This is a genomic window from Acetatifactor muris (assembly GCF_024623325.1).
In the GTDB taxonomy this organism is placed as follows: domain Bacteria; phylum Bacillota; class Clostridia; order Lachnospirales; family Lachnospiraceae; genus Acetatifactor; species Acetatifactor muris.
Genome location: NZ_JANJZD010000004.1, coordinates 230,363 through 248,171, shown reverse-complemented (window position 1 = coordinate 248,171; position 17,809 = coordinate 230,363). Strand labels below are relative to the sequence as shown.

The window sequence follows — 17,809 nt, the reverse complement described above, 5'->3', positions numbered from 1 at the left end:
CCCTTTGCTTTCTCCATCGCTCTCACACCCACGCCACCCTCTCCAGATCTGCTCTGTCATAGCATGCACAGATAATCTCTATAATCCTGTCCTGCTCTTCTTCTGTCATCCCGGCATCACTCGGCAGGCAGAGCCCGCTCTCATAGTACTGCTTTGCCATGTCGCATCTCGGCCAGAACGTATCATTTCGGAAGTTCTCATACATCCGCCAAGGCCCGTCCAAAGTAAAATGCTCGTTATTTCGGAACACCGGCTGCATGCTCATAGGCTTATAGACCGGCCTGCTTTCCGCATTGAATGCGTCCAGAGCTTCGCATATTTCCATGGGTGCAGCCGTTCCGTGGATATCTTCATAGGTATATTGCCTGTCACTGCGAGTCTCCATAAACTGTATATTGCTTTCGCAGGTCATGGCTGTGATCCAGTAATTTGGCTTCGTCCCGTCCTGAACCGGTATCACGCAGGCTATAGACTCATCCAGTTTTTCAACATATCTGTCATAAATTTGCTTTTTCTTTTCTATGATATCGTCTATATGCATCAGCTGTCCCCGAAGCACTGCAGCAACAAACTCGTCCATCAGACAGCTGTATCCCAGCTCTTCGTGCTGGTTCCAAAAGGTAGCTGCTTTCGCTCCGGAAGCCCAGTATCTCACCTTTTCAGAAGCATAATAATCCTTAGTCAGGAATGCGCCTCCGGACTGCCCAATCATCCTGCCCCTGCCAAAATCCAACACACAATAATCGCCAAGGGTCCCTGTCTTCTCCCAGATACCGCCTTCTGTCTCCCCCTCTTCTACCAGGTATTCAGCTCCAATTGCCTCCCCTGCGCATTCTACAAGCAATGCGTCGTGTTCATGGCAGATTTGTCGTATCTTCAACGCCTGTCCGGGAAAACCATACACATGATTCATGACAACGATTTTTACATCAGGATATCTTTCAAACGCCAGCTCCAGCACCTCCGGATCCATGGACCAGTCAGTGTCCTCAGACGAGTCTATAAAGACAGGCGCGCCTCCCTCGAATACAATTGGATTTACCATGTCAAAAGTCGTGAGATCAGAACAAAACACTCTTTTTCCATACAGAGAACCGCCTCTGAGGCCATCGGGAGTCAGAATACCTGTAGAACTGCCATAGAGCTTTTCCGCAGCGACTTTCAATGCCAGATGCAGCGCTGCCTGTCCGGAATTCAGTGCAACCGCATACTTCACTCCCATATATCCTGCCAGTTCTTCTTCCAGCCGAATTGTCTGCCTGCTGCTAAATTCCGTTTCAAATATCTGTTCTGTAAACACCTTTTCTTCTTCATATATCATGGATGATGACAAAGGTATCTTTTTTCCGAACATACTCTCTTTATAAATCTTCCTGTCAAAAATGCCCTGGAATCTTGCCTGTTCTCTGATCCATTTCTTTCTCGCTTCCGTCATCTCAGCCTCTTTCCCTCCTGACGGAGTTTACAACTTTATGAAAACTGTATCCGATCTGCAAAATAAAAAAGCATGGCAATGCCACACTCTTCCTGTATTTGAATGACCTTCTCCAGGCATAGCTTCGCCATCCATGGAGAAAGATTCTATTACAAAGTATTCGAATCTCATTCCATGCTCAAGGAAAGCGTGCTATGACTGGAATCCAGGTCAGGCCTGTGCATACCGCATTTGACCGCCCTTCAGCCATTTTTCTGCAATCTTCTCAGCTAACTCATACATCCACCTCTTTACAACTCTCTAGAATCCTTATTTCTTACTCATATGACGCATCATTGCTGCAGCCACATCGTGGCAATTCACCACAGTCCCATCCTCCAGTACATTTGATGCCGCCCTGTTCTCAGGAAACCAATATTTCTTCCCCCTGATCGTAAAACCAACCCTGGCCAGACGCCCGCCCACTTTCAAATTCAGATATGCCCTGCGATCTCTGAGATTCACATCCACGATACGATCCTCATGCCCCTTCAGTGGCCCCTCCATAACAACATATCTTCCGTCTTTCTCCTGAAAGCCATAGGACATACCTACAACACCGGCAGACGGCAGCTTTCTGCGGCAGTTCCTTTGCCCCGCCTCTGTTCCGTTCCCTGCTGCATCGCTTTCTTCCCCGAAATGTTGCCTCTCCACACTTTCCGTGGAAAATCCCAACATAAAGTCCAACAGTTCCGCTTCATTGTCATTCAAAGCATTCAAAGTATCATCTTCCCCATCGACAGAAGTCACTCCGGCAGCTCCGCCAGTCCTTCCTTCTCCTATGTGGAGTTCCTTTATGAATGAGTGCACTTCTCTCCTGCAATCTCTCATAAAATCCGACATCTCATTCTGGTTCATGTCGGAACGTATAAACACATACCCTGGAAAAAGTGCCTCCACAACCGTCTGTCCCAGGCTTCCCATCCAAAGTTCCACGCACGGATAGAATACTGTGCCCCGCCCTTTCGGAAGTGTCTTTCTTATTGTCTCTGTCACATCCCACTGCTTCAAGGTCTGTGTAAAAAGCACATAATAGCGCATCTTACCGCCATTTCCCATCAGTTCCTCATCTCTTCATCAATATTTTTCAGCTGGAAGTCAGCTGCTCTCGGGATGTATTCCGAATAAAATGTCAGCTCCGATTTTCGCAGAATATATAAGTCTGCGAAAAACTCTTCGTGTCTTTTATTTCAGACACTTCTCCTGAGATCTCATCAGCGAAAAAAATCAGCCAATCAGTCGATTTATCAGTCTATTATAAATTCAGATGTGCTTTCAGAATTACAAATTTCATGAATTTCTTTCTCGTCGGATTTCATCTGTCTTTAACTCAAGCTTATTTCTGAATCCCGGAAGCACATTAATGTTCTTACGTTTTTGTCCTTCAGAGGGATGTACATATCGGTCAAGAGTAAGCTTCACGCTGGCATGACCAAGGAATTCGCTTAAGACCTTTGCGTCAACGCCATTTTCTATACTCCGCGTGGCAAAGGTGTGACGCAGTGTGTGAAAAGTAGCACCGGCAATCCCAACTGTCTTGATAATCGCTTTGAAACGGTTCTCCATTGTTCTCGGCTCTATGTAGGCATCTTTCGCCCCTGTCAGGAAGAAAGAACCGCTGACTCCGGCTCTTTCTCCTAACAGGCTGAGAATATCATCATGAAGAGGAATGGTGCGAATGGATTTTCTGCTCTTTGGTGATGTGATAGACACCTCAGTCTTGCATTTCGGATTGTTCGGTGTCTGGATACGTTTCATAGTAGTATGAACAAAAACTGTTCCCTCGTTTAAATCAATATCATCCCAGTGCAGAGAGCAGAGCTCTCCAAGGCGCAGCCCCGTGTAGAGCACAAGCAGGATACCCAATCCATCACTGTCCAGGTTGGAAAGGATGTAATCCAGCAGCATTCTTTCTTCATTTTCCGTAAGAACACGAAGCGGAAGGTTTTCCGAGTCACCGACAGAAAGTCTGGTAAGATTTGCAGCCGGAAGATGGTGTTGTCGTTCGCCGTATTCTAAAACCGAGCGTAAAACGGATAAAATACCCTTTACCGTATTGTGGGACATTCCGTTACCGCTGTCGCCACCCTTCATCTGTAGTTCAGTGATATAATCCGTCACCTCTTCCCGCGTAATTTCAGTAAACCTCCTGCCTTGAAATCTCGGATTCAAATGAAGCTTGAGATTGTTATGATATTTACAAATGGTTGAGTCCTTCTTTGTTCTGCCTTCCGAAGCAAGCCATCGCGATGCCACTGCTGTAAATAGGAGTCTGTCCCCCATCCCGGCCTGTTTTCGCTCCTCCTCAAAGTTTTTTGCCGCAAGATCCCGCTTCATTGTGCATTCAGCCTCAGTCATTCCGGACACATAACCGTACCAGAGCCTCCCGTTGCTTTTCCTGCCCTTTACGAATCTACCTTCCCATTTTCCCGTTGAACAGCGAAAATAAACGTTTTTGCCAATTCTAGCCATATCTTACCTCCTCGTATCATAGTAATACAGCCACAAGAGCTATATAGCTAATAGGTTACGACAGCTGTTCAAAAAAGAAAGTATAAAAATATTTTTCTCAAAAGTTATTACTTCTCCAATTGACTGCTACTGGCTTCTCTCAATGTTGAAATTTGGTATTGACAAGCTTGCAAATCTTGTGTAACATGTCATTTGTATTCGTATGTCATAAAATCCCTTTCGCAGACTTATATATTCTGCGAAAAATATACCTTTTTGAGATACTAAAAACCGCTTGTCCGGATCCGGAAAGCGGTTTTTGTTTATGCATTTTAAAAATGGAGATTGGGTGACCATTCCCGGCCATGTCCAGATGCCATATCCAAATTTCATGGCCGATTCACCACAGGAGTATCCCGGAGATTCCCATGACCGGAACCTCCGTGATACATTGTATAGATTCTATTGATTTTATCCTATGATATCAGTTGATGCTCAAGCCGGCGCTTGCGTATCCAGCAACTGTATTCAGCAGAGACAGTCCGCTGGCTGTCGCTGAAAATACCAGCATCAGCCGTGTCTGGGCTGTCACCGGAATGTTGAGCCCCGTAAGAGTGCCGTTCAGCAATGTCCCGACGGATATAATTCCGGAAAGGGATGGCGTCAGGCTGATCAGCGTTCCGGCAATGGGCGTAAATACATTATTCGGAGTCGCAGACTGATAAACCTGTGCATTAACCGTGACAGTGGAGCCTACCAGGGAAATGGCCGCTGTCGTACTGAAGAATGCGCTGAACGAAGTAATGATGCCTGCCCGCGGAACCTGGAACGCAAAATTGGAAAGAGTTCCAGCGGCATTCGTGATATCAATCGTGGCCCCCAACAGCGTAAGGCCCTGCGCACTGCTGCCAAAGCCCACAAAGGCAGGAAGACCAGCAAGGCCCCCGGCAATTGTCGTCAGAGAGACCGGAAGCCCTGACGCAAAGGGGATGATGGCTCCTGTGCCTGCGATACCTGTAGGACCCGTCGCTCCTGTCGGGCCTGTTGCACCCGTGGCTCCGGCTGCTCCTGTTGCTCCATCGGCTCCCGTCGGACCTGTTGCTCCGGCGGCTCCCGTCGGACCCGTTGCGCCGGCTACTCCATCGGCTCCCGTCGCTCCTGTTGCCCCTGTGGCTCCATCAGCTCCCGTCGGACCTGTTGCTCCCGTCGCTCCATCGGCTCCCGTCGCTCCTGTTGCCCCTGTGGCTCCATCAGCTCCCGTCGGACCTGTTGCTCCCGTTGCTCCATCGGCTCCCGTCGGACCCGTCGCTCCCGTTGCTCCATCGGCTCCCGTCGGACCTGTTGCTCCTGTCGCTCCGGCTGCTCCATCGGCTCCCGTCGGACCCGTCGCTCCCGTTGCTCCATCGGCTCCCGTCGGACCTGTTGCTCCTGTCGGACCCGTCGCTCCCGTTGCTCCATCGGCTCCCGTCGGACCTGTTGCTCCCGTTGCTCCTGTCGCTCCCGTCGGACCTGTTGCACCGGCTGCTCCCGTCGCTCCCATCGGACCTTCATCCCCCGGGCAGCCTTTCGGTCCCTGGGGGCCGACAGGACCAATCTCACCCTGAATACCCTGGGGGCCGGTGACACCCTGAGGCCCCATGGGACCCGTTGCACCGGTGGGGCCGGCAGGACCGGGAATCCCTCTGGGACCCTGAGGACCTGCATCACCCTGGGGGCCTGCCGGGCCCACAGGACCCACAGGACCTGCCGGCCCCTGGGGACCTACGTCCCCCTTGGGACCCTCACAGCCCGGATCGCCCTTGGGACCCACATCCCCGCGGACACCCTGGATACCCTGGATGCCCTGAGGACCTGCGTAGCCCCTGGGGCCATCACAGCCTCTCGGACCTGTGTTTCCGGTAGGTCCTACCGGGCCTGTATTTCCTCTGGGACCTCTTGCGCCGGGAGCACCGGGAAGTCCCTGGGGGCCCATAGGACCAGGTTCCCCTCTGTCGCCCTTGGGACCGGGACAGCCGGTATCACCCTTGATTCCCTGCGGGCCCGCAGGACCCTGGTCACCCTTCGGGCCCGCAGGACCGCGTTCACAGCAGGGGGAATGACACTGATTCTGATGGCAGTTACATGAATTATTTTGATTCATCTAAAACACTTCCTTTCTTTTTTCGAAAAAGGCACTTATCATGTCTTTTTCTACAAATAATTTATGCACTGCCGGGAAATCTGCCACACTATGTCGAAATCCGCCTGAAAAATCCTCCCATGAGACCCTCGCGGCATTCGCCAAATGGATGCTGACGCATCCGCTTGGCTCATTGCCCGCGGGAATCACAGGCTCCCAAAATACTGTTTATTGTAAAGATACGCCTGGGAATAAGGCTTACAGGCGCCCGCCCGCTCGTTGTATTCCATTGCCTTCTGCCTGTCTCCCAATCTGTCATAGCATACGCACAACTGCAGAAGAGGGACATAATCATGGCAATCCGGCTGGACGAACCCGTCGGAGCGCTCTCTTTTGGGCGTATTCAGCGCCGCCTCATACCAGTAGACGGCGATGCGGCAGTTTCCCCGTTCCAGGAAGTGCTTCCCAATCTCACAGCACAGCTCAGCCCTCGGCAGGTCGTAGCTCATGCTGCGCAGGAGCATCGAAAGCGCGGCCTGCTCCTGTCCCAGTCGGTAATAGCAGCCGGCGCAGACGGAACATGCCTCAATCTTGTTTTCAATCCACCCGTCCTCTTCCAGAAGGAACCTCTCGAACACAGCGGCAGCCTCTTCGCATTCCCCGTGGTAGTACAGCTCCCTTCCATAATAATACTGCTGCCGCGGTTCCAGGGACTTTCCCTCCGCGATCATCCCGCGGTATATCCGCAGGTTCCGGTCCGGATCCCCGGCCCCCTCTTTCCTGTGGCTGATGGCGATGTCGGAATATATGGTCCTGCCCTTTGGCGGGATCACTTCATGGACAGCGCCCACCCAGCGAAATCCGGCCCGGTTCCTGATCCATCTCTCCCGGAAATAGGAAAAGGACGGCTGGTCGGCCTCGTCAAAGGCAGTGTTGTATTTCATCATCACCATATCCGTATCCGGCGGCAGGGTCTGCTTCAGCTCCAGGAATCCGGCCCGCTCCGCCTCCTCCAGGACGTCATCGGCATCCATCCACATACAGTAGTCCATGGTGGCTTTGGAAAAGGCATGGTTCCTGGCATCCGAAAAGTCATCCTTCCATGGGTACGAATAGACCCTGGGCGTATACCGGGACGCTATCTCCACCGTCCGGTCAGAGGAACCGGTGTCTACGATGACAATCTCATCCACCAGTCCCGCCACGCTGTCCAGACAGCGCGCGATATGCTTCTCTTCATTTTTGACAATCATACAAAGGCTTATGGTAGGCATACTCTCCTCCTCTCTTTCCGAGCCTGTCATCTGCACAGCTTCTCTATGCTCAGATACATGTTGATTTTCGATGCGCCTGCGGATGAGCGCCATTCGAAGAACAGTCTTGATACTATTGGTATCTCGATTATAAAATATCTTGACAGCATGACCGCCTCCTTCTGTCTTGCCGCTTTCGTCCATGCGGCATACAGGGGCTGCCTGCATTCGTTGCATACGGGCGTAAGCCTGACGGTGCCATGCCTTTTCATCATGACAGATATATAATAATTAATGACATAGTAACCGGCCGCCAGCTCCAGGGAACAGCCATTGCAGAGAGAGATGTTTCCTGTCGTATCGGGTATCTCCGTCTTAAGCGGAAGGCTGGCGCACTCCGGCAGAATCATCTCCCGGCCCGTGAACGTGGCGAATATGCTGCTCTGGGGATAGCCGGGAGGTCCTGCCGGACCCCGGGCGCCCGGCTCTCCTCTGGGCCCCTGAGGGCCAGTAGCTCCCTGAGGACCCTGGGGACCGGTGACTCCCTGAGGGCCGATTTCCCCCCGTTCACCGGGACAGCCCGGTGGGCCCGGCTCTCCCCTGGGGCCCATGGGCCCCGTCTCCCCCCGTTCATAACAAATGCCGGGCATCCCCGGCATTTTCCCTGATTCCATAGTACCAGATCCGCAGCAGCAGGAAGGATCGTACCCTTCCGTTTCCGCAGCCCCTGAATGCCGAAAGCCATCTGACATGTCGCCTTCTATCCCACAGCCGGCATCCGGGGTCAACTGACCTGTGCCCTGATTTCGGTCAGGGACTCTCTTCCCAAACAGATTCGGCGGATTGAACTTCCAATTCTTATCATAGTCATACACTTGAAAGCACCTCATTTATATTTGATATGAAACCATAATGCATGTGATATGCTACATTATATGCATGGAGAATAAATTTGTTTTTTAAAAAAAGCTGGAAAAAATACAGCTGGAATGATAAAATTATTTCCAGATGGGAGCTGCCTGCACAGGCGCCGGGAAGCATATCCTGCTCTCTTTAAGAAAAAACTGTGGAAAGGGATATCATATGTCTGTAAACTATTTTATCAAGAGAAAAAGAAAGTGTATTTCAGCCATAGCAACGACCCTGATACTACTGCTCACACTCAGTGGATGCGGGACACAGAAAATCGACGGAAAATCCCTGCGGGAGCACGGCATGGATATCGTTAAGATTATGGAAGAAATGGTCAAAAACGCCGATTATGGAAAGCTTACCGGCGGTGACAACAGCACGCTGGAAGAAATCCGCGTCCAGCTGGCAACCGGAGACTATGCCGCCCCTGCGGCAGTCTATGAAATGTCCCTCCCATCTTTTCAAAGCATTCTGACCCTTGTGGGCGAATCAGAGGAGTCCTATAATTTTTCAGAAGCCCTGAACACACAGCTTGACAATAAAAGCGCTTCGGTCCTGGTCAACCAGCTTAATTCCATGAAAGGTGTCTCCGCACTGGCAGGCACTTCTCTCTATACTGCCGGGAAAGTCTTTGTCAGCAATGAATTGACCGAAAATACCATCTATTTATACACTTTCCAAAACGGTTATCCCATAGCAGTGGTTTTCACAGTGGGAGAAGATCACGCAGTGACAGCCCAGGGAACCTTTCTTCTGTGGGAGGATATAGACCAGGGATCTCTGGAAACCCTGCAGAATCTGTTAAAAACATTCGGAATTTCCGACACACTCCGCCAACTGCCGGAAACGCCCTGATTCGGGGGAAATGCTGATTATTTCAGTTTACAATATACACTGAAACCAAAAGCCAAAGGAGTATATCATATGGATAAACTGATGTACATGATGATGATTGAAAAGAGCAAGACCTATAATAAACTGACGAAAAAGGCAGTTACAGAGCATGTTGAGAACATCCGAAAGCTGGATGATGCGGGAAAGCTGGAAATCTGCGGCGTGTTTAAAGGCTATCCGGGAATGGCCGGCATGTATATCCTGAAGACAGACAGCCGTGAAGAAGCAGAAGAAATCTGCAGGATGGAGCCTTTGGTTGTTGGAGGATATGCAACCTATAAATTAGTCACCCTGCAGATTGCAGACAGAGAGAACAACTACCTGCTGTAACCCCATTATTCGGATTATATGCGGAAATGAAGCTTACTCCCGGGTCACAGCCCTGAAAATGCGCAATATTCTTATTGACAGGTAAAATGTATACTGTTAAAATTACACAAAATAAGGGAAGGATAAGCCCATGATAAAATTTTCAATTATTTCAACCATGAACAAAAGAAACCAGCAACAGCAGCTTATTGTCAAAACTGACAACGGGCTTTTTGGGCTGTGTTCATGACAAGTGTCTTATCCTGGTTAATCTGAACCGAACGGTCGAAAGCTCGAAACGAGTTTTCGGCCGTTTTTTATATGCGCAGGCCATGCAGGGAAAATATGCCGTCCAGGCGGCGCAGGGGCCGCGCGGCGAGCAGGGAAGAAGACCGTTCCCCTACTCGCTTTACAGGTTCATTTGTTCAGAGATTCGGAAAGGAGATATGCTATGCCGGAACAGTCAGAGCTTCCCCGGCAAAGTGGGAAGCAGGCAATCGAAAACAAAAAACGGAAAGGAACAGAATAATATGATATGTAAGAAGTTAACATCAAAAGAACGCCCCACATTTCCCAGAAGGGCAGTGATTACGGCAGGTATGCCTTATGGAAATAAAAATCTGCATTTCGGACATGTAGGCGGCATGTTCATCCATGCGGATATTTTTGCGCGGTTTTTAAGAGACCGAATCGGGAAAGACAATGTGATCTTTCTTTCGGGAACGGATTGTTATGGCTCTCCGATCATGGAAAGCTACCGCAGGCTGCAGGAAGCCGGGTATGAAGGTACTTTGGAAGATTATGTGCGCGGCAACCATGAGGATCAGAAGAAAACCCTGGAAAACTATGGCATCAGTTTGGATTTCTTTGGAGCATCGGCTCTGGGAGAAGCCGGTTCTATTCACAGGCAGGTATCGGCGGAAGTGTTTCGCACTTTATACAAAAACGGATATATCAGAAAAATGACCATGCCTCAGTTTTATGATGAAGAGAAAAAGGTGTTTTTAAACGGAAGGCAGGTAACGGGGAAATGTCCCATACCGGGATGCACCTCGGAAAAGGCGTATGCCGACGAGTGTTCGGCAGGACATCAGTTTCTGCCCTCGGAACTGATAGGTCCCGTCAGCAGCTTATCCGGTAAAAAACCTGTCCTGAAAGACGTGGAAAACTGGTATTTTGATCTGGAATATTGTATTGACACGGTAAAGAAATATAATGATTTCCTGCGGAAAAATACGAATACACGTAAGTATCAGTTGGAAACCGTAGAAGAATTTTTGAAAAAGCCTTTCCTATATGTACCGAGAAAGTATATAGTGGACCTGGCGGAACTGGCCGCAAAGCTACCTCCGCATAAATTGACCGATGAGGAAAAGAAACCCTCTGTCGTTTTTGCATTCGAAAATCTGGATGACCGTGACCAGGCTAAAAATGTATTGGACGCAGAAGGCATTCATTATACTTCCGGAAAGACACTGGTTCCCTTCCGGCTGTCCGGCAATGTGGAATGGGGTGTGCCGTTCCCGGAGTGTGAAGGATTGAAGGACCTCACCTTCTGGGTATGGCCGGAATCGCTGTGGGCGCCCATTTCCTTTACTTTAGCCTGTTTGAAAGCGCAGGGAAAAGAAGCGGACCTATCCCGGTGGTGGTATGATGAGGAAGCAAAAGTGTACCAGTTTATCGGAGAAGATAACATTTATTTCTATGCCATCGCTCAGACAGGCTTATTTACAGGATTGCAGGTTCCCAAAGGGGAAGTGCCGGATATGGAGACAGTGCACTTGTCCCATATCATAGCCAACAGACATTTACTGTATATGGATACAAAAGCCAGCAGCAGCTCCGAATGTAAGCCTCCCATGGCAGATGAACTGCTTGATTATTACACAAAAGACCAGCTGCGAATGCATTTTATGAGTCTGGGTCTGTCATCCAAAAGCGCAGGTTTTAAACCTCAGGTATTTATGAATGAGGAAGAGAAAAACGGCGTGGATATGGTTCTGAAAGACGGTAATTTGATCACCAATGTGTTTAATCGGCTGATTCGGACCTGCTTCTATGGGATTCAGAATAATTGTGAGGGAAGAATTCCCAGAGGAGATGTAAGTGAACAGATAAGGCTTATGACAGAGAAAGCTGTTCTTGACTATGAGCGTTATATGTATAACCATGAGTTTCATCGGATCTCCTATGTCCTGGATGACTTTATCCGGGGAGTAAACAGGCATTGGGTAAACAATGTAAAGATTGCGGATGCCACAAATGATGGGGAATTCAGAAAACAGCTCATTATTGATTGTCTTTACGCCTGTAAGGTTATGGCAATACTGATTCATCCCATTGCGCCGGAAGGATGCGAAATGTTCAGGGAATATCTGAATTTGGGAGAAGAACTGTGGGATTGGAATGCTATATTGGAACCGGTTTCTTTTTATATTGCAGACCTGGAAAATCATCAATTGAAGTATCTGGAACCGAGAGTGGATTTCTTTAAAAAGCACGACAGTCAGCTGATGGAACTGTAAGCAATAAAGGGGGTGCAGCACCAGGCAATTAATGTACAGCTTCCTTCAAAACTGCCGGCCCTCGAAAGGCCGGCAGTTACTGGATTGTCTGGGTTTCAGATTCAGTAAAGGACTTCCCTTATTTTTCTCATCTCCCTCCAGACATTATCTCCATAGTTGCTCACCAGAACAGAAATGATCCCATTATTCGGATTGTATTCGGAAATGAAGCTTACTCCCGGATCACAGCCCTGAAAATACGCAAAATCCCTGCCATGTGGATTATCCATAATCCACATTCCATAGCCATAATACCCTTCTTCTGCGTCAGTTCCGTCTCCGCTCTGTCTGCTGAGCATTTCTGCAACAGACTCTCTTGAGATTTCACCGGCATTAAAAGCATCTACCCATTTATTTACTACTTCTTTGGGACTTAACATATAGTATTATCCTCCTTTTTGGCTTCACCGCAGAGACACTTCGTAGATCCATCATACCACATGACGCGTCTGTCCGTACAGCCCTTTTGCCACTTCTTTCCTCTGTATCACATATAGTTTTCTCCCCAACAATTTATGATGATAATGGTTGAACCGACTGTGGAGGATTACATAAGTTCCAACTTGTTGATGAAGGTCGTCAATACTTTCTGTAAGTACACAAAAACCATAATCCACACTAAACCGATGGATTACCTGATGACCAGGAGTCGATTGGAAAGTATTACAGTATTAATAATTGGCTCGATCGTTCAGAGATGTATTACAAACCAGCCAAACATATCTTTTATTTCTAATCTAACTGAAAACCGTAAACTATTATAAGCATTAACTGACGCAATATAAGTTTCTATTCCAACCTTATTAAGACATCTTTTACATTAGTTATTGTAGTATTCAGATCTGCATCCTTTCTCATCATTCCACACAAACCTCCACAGTATGAATCTCCCTTTCCGTCAGAAACACCTGATGCGAAACAATGATAAATGTAGTGGAATCCATCATATCTATGTATTTATTCAGCATCTCTTTACGACTGACATCTAATGTATTATAGGGTTCATCCGCCAGAATCATTTGAGGCTTTCTTAATAATGCTCTTACAAGTGAAATACTTTGCGCCTCTCCTCCGGATATTCCCTCTCCTCCAAAACCAACTGTTTTATCCTCGAGCTCCTTTATCCTGAAATCATCCAATAATTTTTCATATAAATCCCGGTCCGCCTCTCTGTTTCCCAACAGGATATTATCCCTGACGCTCATATGAAACAGCAATGGTTTCTGAGGGATAAAGGCAAGGAAACCATACCAGCTTCTTTCATCGATATCCTTAAGCTTCTGCTCCCCGTTAACCAAAATACTGCCCTCATAGTTGTAATAATATTTCGCAAGGATTTTCAACAGGGTTGATTTGCCCGCACCGTTTATTCCCACAAGATGATAAACATTTTTTTCTTCCAGTACGAGATCAGGGTATTCAATTCGGGTATTGCTTCCCTCATACTCAAAACATACATTTTTCAAGATAATCTTATGCAGGCTGCTTAATGCTTCTCCCTTTGCTTCCTCATTTTTCAATAAAACAGTTTCAATTCTCTTTTGGCTGTTTTTAATGTCATGAATAGACTGGACCCCTTCCATGAGCCAGCTCACACCGTTTTTGGTTACTGATATCATCAGCACAACCTTTACAAATACCGCAATGTTAATGTTTCCCAGAGAAATCATATAACATCCGGCCCCATAGACCAATATCTCAATACATAATAACACTGCATTTACCAGATAAGTTAATACGGATTTCAGTTTTTCATAAGAAATGATGGCACCGGCATATCTGTCCTGTACCGGCCTTAGTATACTTCTCACCATAGATTTTTGCTTCTCCAAACGGATATACTCCACATTGGCAAAAATATTCTTCATATTTTCTACAACGACATCCTTCTGACTTAACTTTTCGTCGTTCCTTCTTTCCAGTTTCTTCTGAAATAGCAGGGGTAAAAGCAGGACTGTAATACTGATTACGATGGCCATGAGAGCAAATCCGATATGGTAACAGGCAATGATTCCGACAGAAGCCAGAACAGTTATGGTCCCTGCCGTAAAATAGGACACAATAAAAATGAGGTTCATTCTATAGGTTGGAAAATCTCCCCATAATATGTTCATATACATTCCATAATCCTTTTCTGATATGGAATAGTTCTTCTGGTCCAGAAATTCTCTAAAAAAGGCTACATCTGCCTCACCGCCCTGCTTTTCCATCAGGTTTGCTTCCTTATACTGCAAAACAGGAATCACAAAACAGGTAATCAGCAGGACAGCAACAATTTGAAAAAATATCAGTTCAATATGCTGATAATTCCCATTTAAAAATTTATCAGTCAGATCTGAAAAGAAAAAGGCTATAAACATGCCCATTAGACCAACTAAAATGTAATTTGTAACCCGGAATATGATAGCTTTCTTCAGCCTGCCAATCCATTTCCACTTATTTATCATAGGGCCTCCCTCTCTTTCGGTTCAGATAGCGTCATTACACTTTTCCAATCTCCAGATTTTATCTGCAATGGAATCAAATACTCCCACATGGCTGACAATAATAATGGTCCTTTTGTCATTTTTCAAAAAAGTTATCAATTCATTCATCACATCCCCGTCCAGGTGATTCTCCGGTTCATCTAAAAGCAGTATTTTTTTATCTGTTCTATATAATTCCTCCAATATAACTCTTTTCCTCTGGCCCTCCGATAATTCCATAATATTTTTTCGCAGATATGCATCTCCACCCAAAGCAGTTTGGATTCCTCTGAGCCTCAGATTTTCTTCTACCGTTCCCGGAAGGAACAGGTTATTCTGCGGAAGGTAAAAAATATTGGAAACAATCCATTCTTCCCGAATATCCTGATTACAGATGCCGCCAATCCTGATTTCCCCTTCCTGCATTTCATAAAATCCGGTAAGCAGCTTGATCAAAGTGCTTTTTCCGGCTCCATTTTCCCCTTTTATAAGCACTTTCTGTCCTGTCTTCATTTCATAATTTAAATCATGAAATAACTTTTGATCCTCATACTCAAAATTCAGATGTCTGATTTGAATATCACAGGAATCCGGCTCTTTTTCACCATACACCCCTTTTCCTGTGAATTCCATTAATCTTTGTCTTGAAACAATGACATTTCTCCGATGCCCATACTTCTCCAGAACCAGAGACAGAATTTTTTGTATGAGAGGGATTAACAATATGGTTCTGGCTACCGTAGCCAGGCCTATCTGTCCTGACACTGCAAAAAGTCCGGCAGCTATGTATCCGGCATAATTTGAGAACTGATTCATACCGCTTTTCAGTCCCATCTCCGTATGAGCAGTCCTGTTTGCAATTTTCACCGCGTCCACAAAAGTCAGGATTTCCTTTTCATATATTTTTTTATACTCATCTTCTGCGTTCAGGCTTTTGATACCGGAATAGTTTTCAATGCCCTCCTGTAGCCGCTTCGCCCAGTTGTCGTTGGCCTGCATGACCTGACTGTAATCCGCCACCATATGTTTATTATACAGCACAGGAATCAGCAGATTCACGAACATGATCGCATAGACAACAACTGACAATAACACAGAAAATATACTTAAGTATACAAAAATACCCAAAAGTAAAGCAATTGACAATATGAATTCTGTTTTTGTCTGATAAGACCATGTGATAACTGTCCGCAGATCATCAGAAGCGCGGTTGATCAATTCAAGCTCGCTGTATTTTTTACTTTTACCTGATTTCATTAAGTCCTGCTGAATATACCTTTCCTGTACGGGTATCATCTCCCTTTCAAAAACAGCAATTATCTTTCTGTTTGCCAAAATCAAAAAGAAATGGACACCGACTGACAGAATCAGAAAATATACCAACTGCAAGACTGACCCCTTTATTTCCCTTACTGTCTCCAGGGCTCCCATAACCTTACCAGCCAAATCAGCCCAAAACAGGAACATGAAATTGGTCAGTAAAAAGATACTGCCAAATCCTATGCGTAAAAAAATACCTTTTTTCACCACCCATTTTTTCATTGTGCTCCCCCTATATAAATGATGTCTAAGCAAATACTCCAGAATTTATGCCTACATCGTCTGCGTCCACACTGTCCTGCGTAAAGTTTACAATATTTCCAATCTCCACTATTGATACTGTCCCGTCTGCGCATCCCACATTTCCTTATATTTGCCCGGCACCCGGCACAGTTCATGATGACGCCCCATTTGGATAAGCTCTCCATTGTCAATAACAATCACTTTGTCACAAATGCGGCAGCTGGCAAGACGGTGTGAGATAAAGATTGTGGTCTTTTCTCCGGTAAGCTGACAGAACTCACGAAACAGCTTTTCCTCGGACCGGGGATCCATGGATGCACTCGGTTCATCCAATATAATAACAGGAGCATCCCAATATAAAACTCGCGCCAAAGCCAGTTTCTGCTCTTCTCCACCTGACATCTTCTGTATGGTGTTATCGTTTTCAAAGTTCCATTTCAGTATCGTGTTTATGCCATTTTCCATACAGGCCACTTTTCCTTCAAGGCCAATCTGCCTGATACAGGAATTTGCTTTCGCAAGGGACTCCTTCTCCGCCTCCCACGCAAAAGTAATATTATGCAGTAAAGAAATTGGAAATACATTGTAATCCTGGAAAATAGCGGAAAATGTCCGGCTGTTTCCAGCGGAATCTGTCGCATGAACTTCCTCCCCATTCCTGTAGATTTTGCCTGCGGAAGCAGGATACAGACCTGTCAGTACTTTTATTAAAGTAGTCTTACCGCTTCCATTTTCTCCCACAATTGCAACTTTTGCCCCTGCCTCTACTTCGAAGCTTATATTCTTTAATGAGAATCCATTTCCGTCGGAAGCCGGAAAGTAATAGGACACATTTTCCAGACAAATGGAAGCATTTTTATCCTGACATCCCTTTAACAGCGGTTCCTGATACATTCCGTCTGCAAACTGATTCGTAAAGTTCAAAAAATTTTCCAGAAAACCTGCTTTAAATTTCAAATCTAATTTACAGTTCAACAGAAGAGACAGAGAATCAGAAAACTGGTATACAATCCCAATATATTTTAAAATGCTGCCGATTCCCAGATGATCCATTACACACTTTATGGTAACACATAAATAGATTGCTCCATTGAGTACACCCTGCAGTATTTCACTTATCATGGAAAATTTTGCAGTATTCTGTGCGATTTTTTTCAAAAATTCAATTACCTGCTGATGACACCTCTCTTCCTTGCTGCTGATTAGCCCTTTTATATCATACAGATGGATTTCTTTGGCATACTTTTCATCCCCCAATAACTCCATAAAAAATACTGCAGCTGCCTGTTATGGGATTTCCATTTTCTTATTATTCACTTCCCTGAACATGGCAAAGCGCAGCCGGGAAAACTGAAAGTCCACAATATTAGTACAAATACTGCGCACAACATAAAAGCAGATCAGCAGGCCTGAAAATATCAGCAGCCACTGAACCAGTCTGTCCAGCTCTTCCAGATTACCTGCTATTACTTTTGGCAGCAGCACAAGAGTGTACGATTGCGCAATGCTGGCAATGTTGGCAACGCACAGGCCTGTCAGCAGCATTTTTCTGTTCAGCAGGCACTTATTCATAAGAATACAAAAAGATTTTATGACACTTTTCATTGGTTATTGAGTCCTCTCTCTTCCTGAGGAATTAAAATGGCGTCACTTCTTTATAACATTGTGGACAATTAAAAGGGCAGTCATTTGTTATCTCCAGCTGAACCAAATAGGGAAACGGCAGTTTGGAATTCGTTTTCATTGATTTTATATACTCACGATTATTAATCATGGTGTTCTCCCTCCTGAAGAAATAAACCAAC

The 17,809-nt window shown here is 46.3% G+C and carries 14 protein-coding genes; 3 read left to right on the top strand and 11 right to left on the bottom strand.

The genetic code is table 11. The features are described from left to right. Nucleotides 1–22: 22 nt before the first annotated feature. The 6 genes from NSB25_RS05640 to NSB25_RS29165 form a co-directional block, all read right to left on the bottom strand. Nucleotides 23–1,435 carry a DegT/DnrJ/EryC1/StrS family aminotransferase gene (locus tag NSB25_RS05640; protein WP_103238442.1) on the bottom strand — a complete coding sequence of 471 codons (1,413 nt, stop codon included), beginning with the start codon at nucleotides 1,433–1,435 and terminating at the stop codon, nucleotides 23–25. Between the two features lie 309 nt (nucleotides 1,436–1,744). After that, a complete protein-coding gene (locus NSB25_RS05635; protein ID WP_103238441.1) occupies nucleotides 1,745–2,533 on the bottom strand; it encodes a transcription termination/antitermination NusG family protein in 789 nt (262 codons plus the stop codon). A gap of 231 nt (nucleotides 2,534–2,764) precedes the next feature. Continuing rightward, on the bottom strand, nucleotides 2,765–3,946 hold the full coding sequence (locus NSB25_RS05630; RefSeq protein WP_103238440.1) for a tyrosine-type recombinase/integrase: 1,182 nt from the start codon (nucleotides 3,944–3,946) through the stop codon (nucleotides 2,765–2,767). Between the two features lie 463 nt (nucleotides 3,947–4,409). Further along, the gene (locus NSB25_RS05625) at nucleotides 4,410–6,065 is read right to left on the bottom strand and encodes an exosporium glycoprotein BclB-related protein (protein WP_103238439.1); all 1,656 of its coding nucleotides are present in this window, start codon (nucleotides 6,063–6,065) and stop codon (nucleotides 4,410–4,412) included. 185 nt (nucleotides 6,066–6,250) lie between these two features. Further along, a complete protein-coding gene (locus NSB25_RS05620) occupies nucleotides 6,251–7,318 on the bottom strand; it encodes a tetratricopeptide repeat-containing glycosyltransferase family 2 protein (RefSeq protein ID WP_103238497.1) in 1,068 nt (355 codons plus the stop codon). Between the two features lie 26 nt (nucleotides 7,319–7,344). After that, nucleotides 7,345–8,172 (bottom strand): collagen-like protein, encoded by an 828-nt coding sequence (locus NSB25_RS29165; protein ID WP_146039982.1) that lies wholly within the window; start codon nucleotides 8,170–8,172, stop codon nucleotides 7,345–7,347. A gap of 208 nt (nucleotides 8,173–8,380) precedes the next feature. Here NSB25_RS29165 and NSB25_RS05610 point away from each other — a divergent pair, with 208 nt between their 5' ends. The 3 genes from NSB25_RS05610 to NSB25_RS05600 all read left to right on the top strand — a co-directional run bounded on the left by NSB25_RS05610 (nucleotide 8,381) and on the right by NSB25_RS05600 (nucleotide 11,937). Next, nucleotides 8,381–9,064 carry a hypothetical protein gene (locus NSB25_RS05610; protein WP_103238437.1) on the top strand — a complete coding sequence of 228 codons (684 nt, stop codon included), beginning with the start codon at nucleotides 8,381–8,383 and terminating at the stop codon, nucleotides 9,062–9,064. A 69-nt stretch (nucleotides 9,065–9,133) separates the two neighbouring features. Then, a complete protein-coding gene (locus NSB25_RS05605) occupies nucleotides 9,134–9,433 on the top strand; it encodes a YciI family protein (RefSeq protein ID WP_103238436.1) in 300 nt (99 codons plus the stop codon). 509 nt (nucleotides 9,434–9,942) lie between these two features. Next, a complete protein-coding gene (locus tag NSB25_RS05600) occupies nucleotides 9,943–11,937 on the top strand; it encodes a class I tRNA ligase family protein (RefSeq protein WP_103238496.1) in 1,995 nt (664 codons plus the stop codon). A gap of 101 nt (nucleotides 11,938–12,038) precedes the next feature. Here NSB25_RS05600 and NSB25_RS05595 read toward each other — a convergent pair whose 3' ends face one another. The 5 genes from NSB25_RS05595 to NSB25_RS05575 all read right to left on the bottom strand — a co-directional run bounded on the left by NSB25_RS05595 (nucleotide 12,039) and on the right by NSB25_RS05575 (nucleotide 17,609). Next, complete coding sequence (locus NSB25_RS05595) at nucleotides 12,039–12,356, bottom strand: serine hydrolase domain-containing protein (protein WP_207656135.1); 318 nt, start codon at nucleotides 12,354–12,356, stop codon at nucleotides 12,039–12,041. Nucleotides 12,357–12,833: 477 nt separating this feature from the next. Then, nucleotides 12,834–14,423, bottom strand: coding sequence for an ATP-binding cassette domain-containing protein (locus NSB25_RS05590; RefSeq protein ID WP_103238435.1), 1,590 nt, complete (start codon nucleotides 14,421–14,423; stop codon nucleotides 12,834–12,836). A 21-nt stretch (nucleotides 14,424–14,444) separates the two neighbouring features. Continuing rightward, entirely contained in the window at nucleotides 14,445–15,698 is a 1,254-nt protein-coding gene (locus NSB25_RS05585) for an ATP-binding cassette domain-containing protein (protein WP_172454962.1), read from the bottom strand. A 393-nt stretch (nucleotides 15,699–16,091) separates the two neighbouring features. Beyond that, nucleotides 16,092–17,270 carry an ATP-binding cassette domain-containing protein gene (locus tag NSB25_RS05580; protein ID WP_103238433.1) on the bottom strand — a complete coding sequence of 393 codons (1,179 nt, stop codon included), beginning with the start codon at nucleotides 17,268–17,270 and terminating at the stop codon, nucleotides 16,092–16,094. Between the two features lie 21 nt (nucleotides 17,271–17,291). Beyond that, nucleotides 17,292–17,609, bottom strand: a complete 318-nt coding sequence (locus NSB25_RS05575) for a hypothetical protein (RefSeq protein ID WP_103238432.1) — start codon at nucleotides 17,607–17,609, stop codon at nucleotides 17,292–17,294. Nucleotides 17,610–17,809 lie beyond the last annotated feature (200 nt).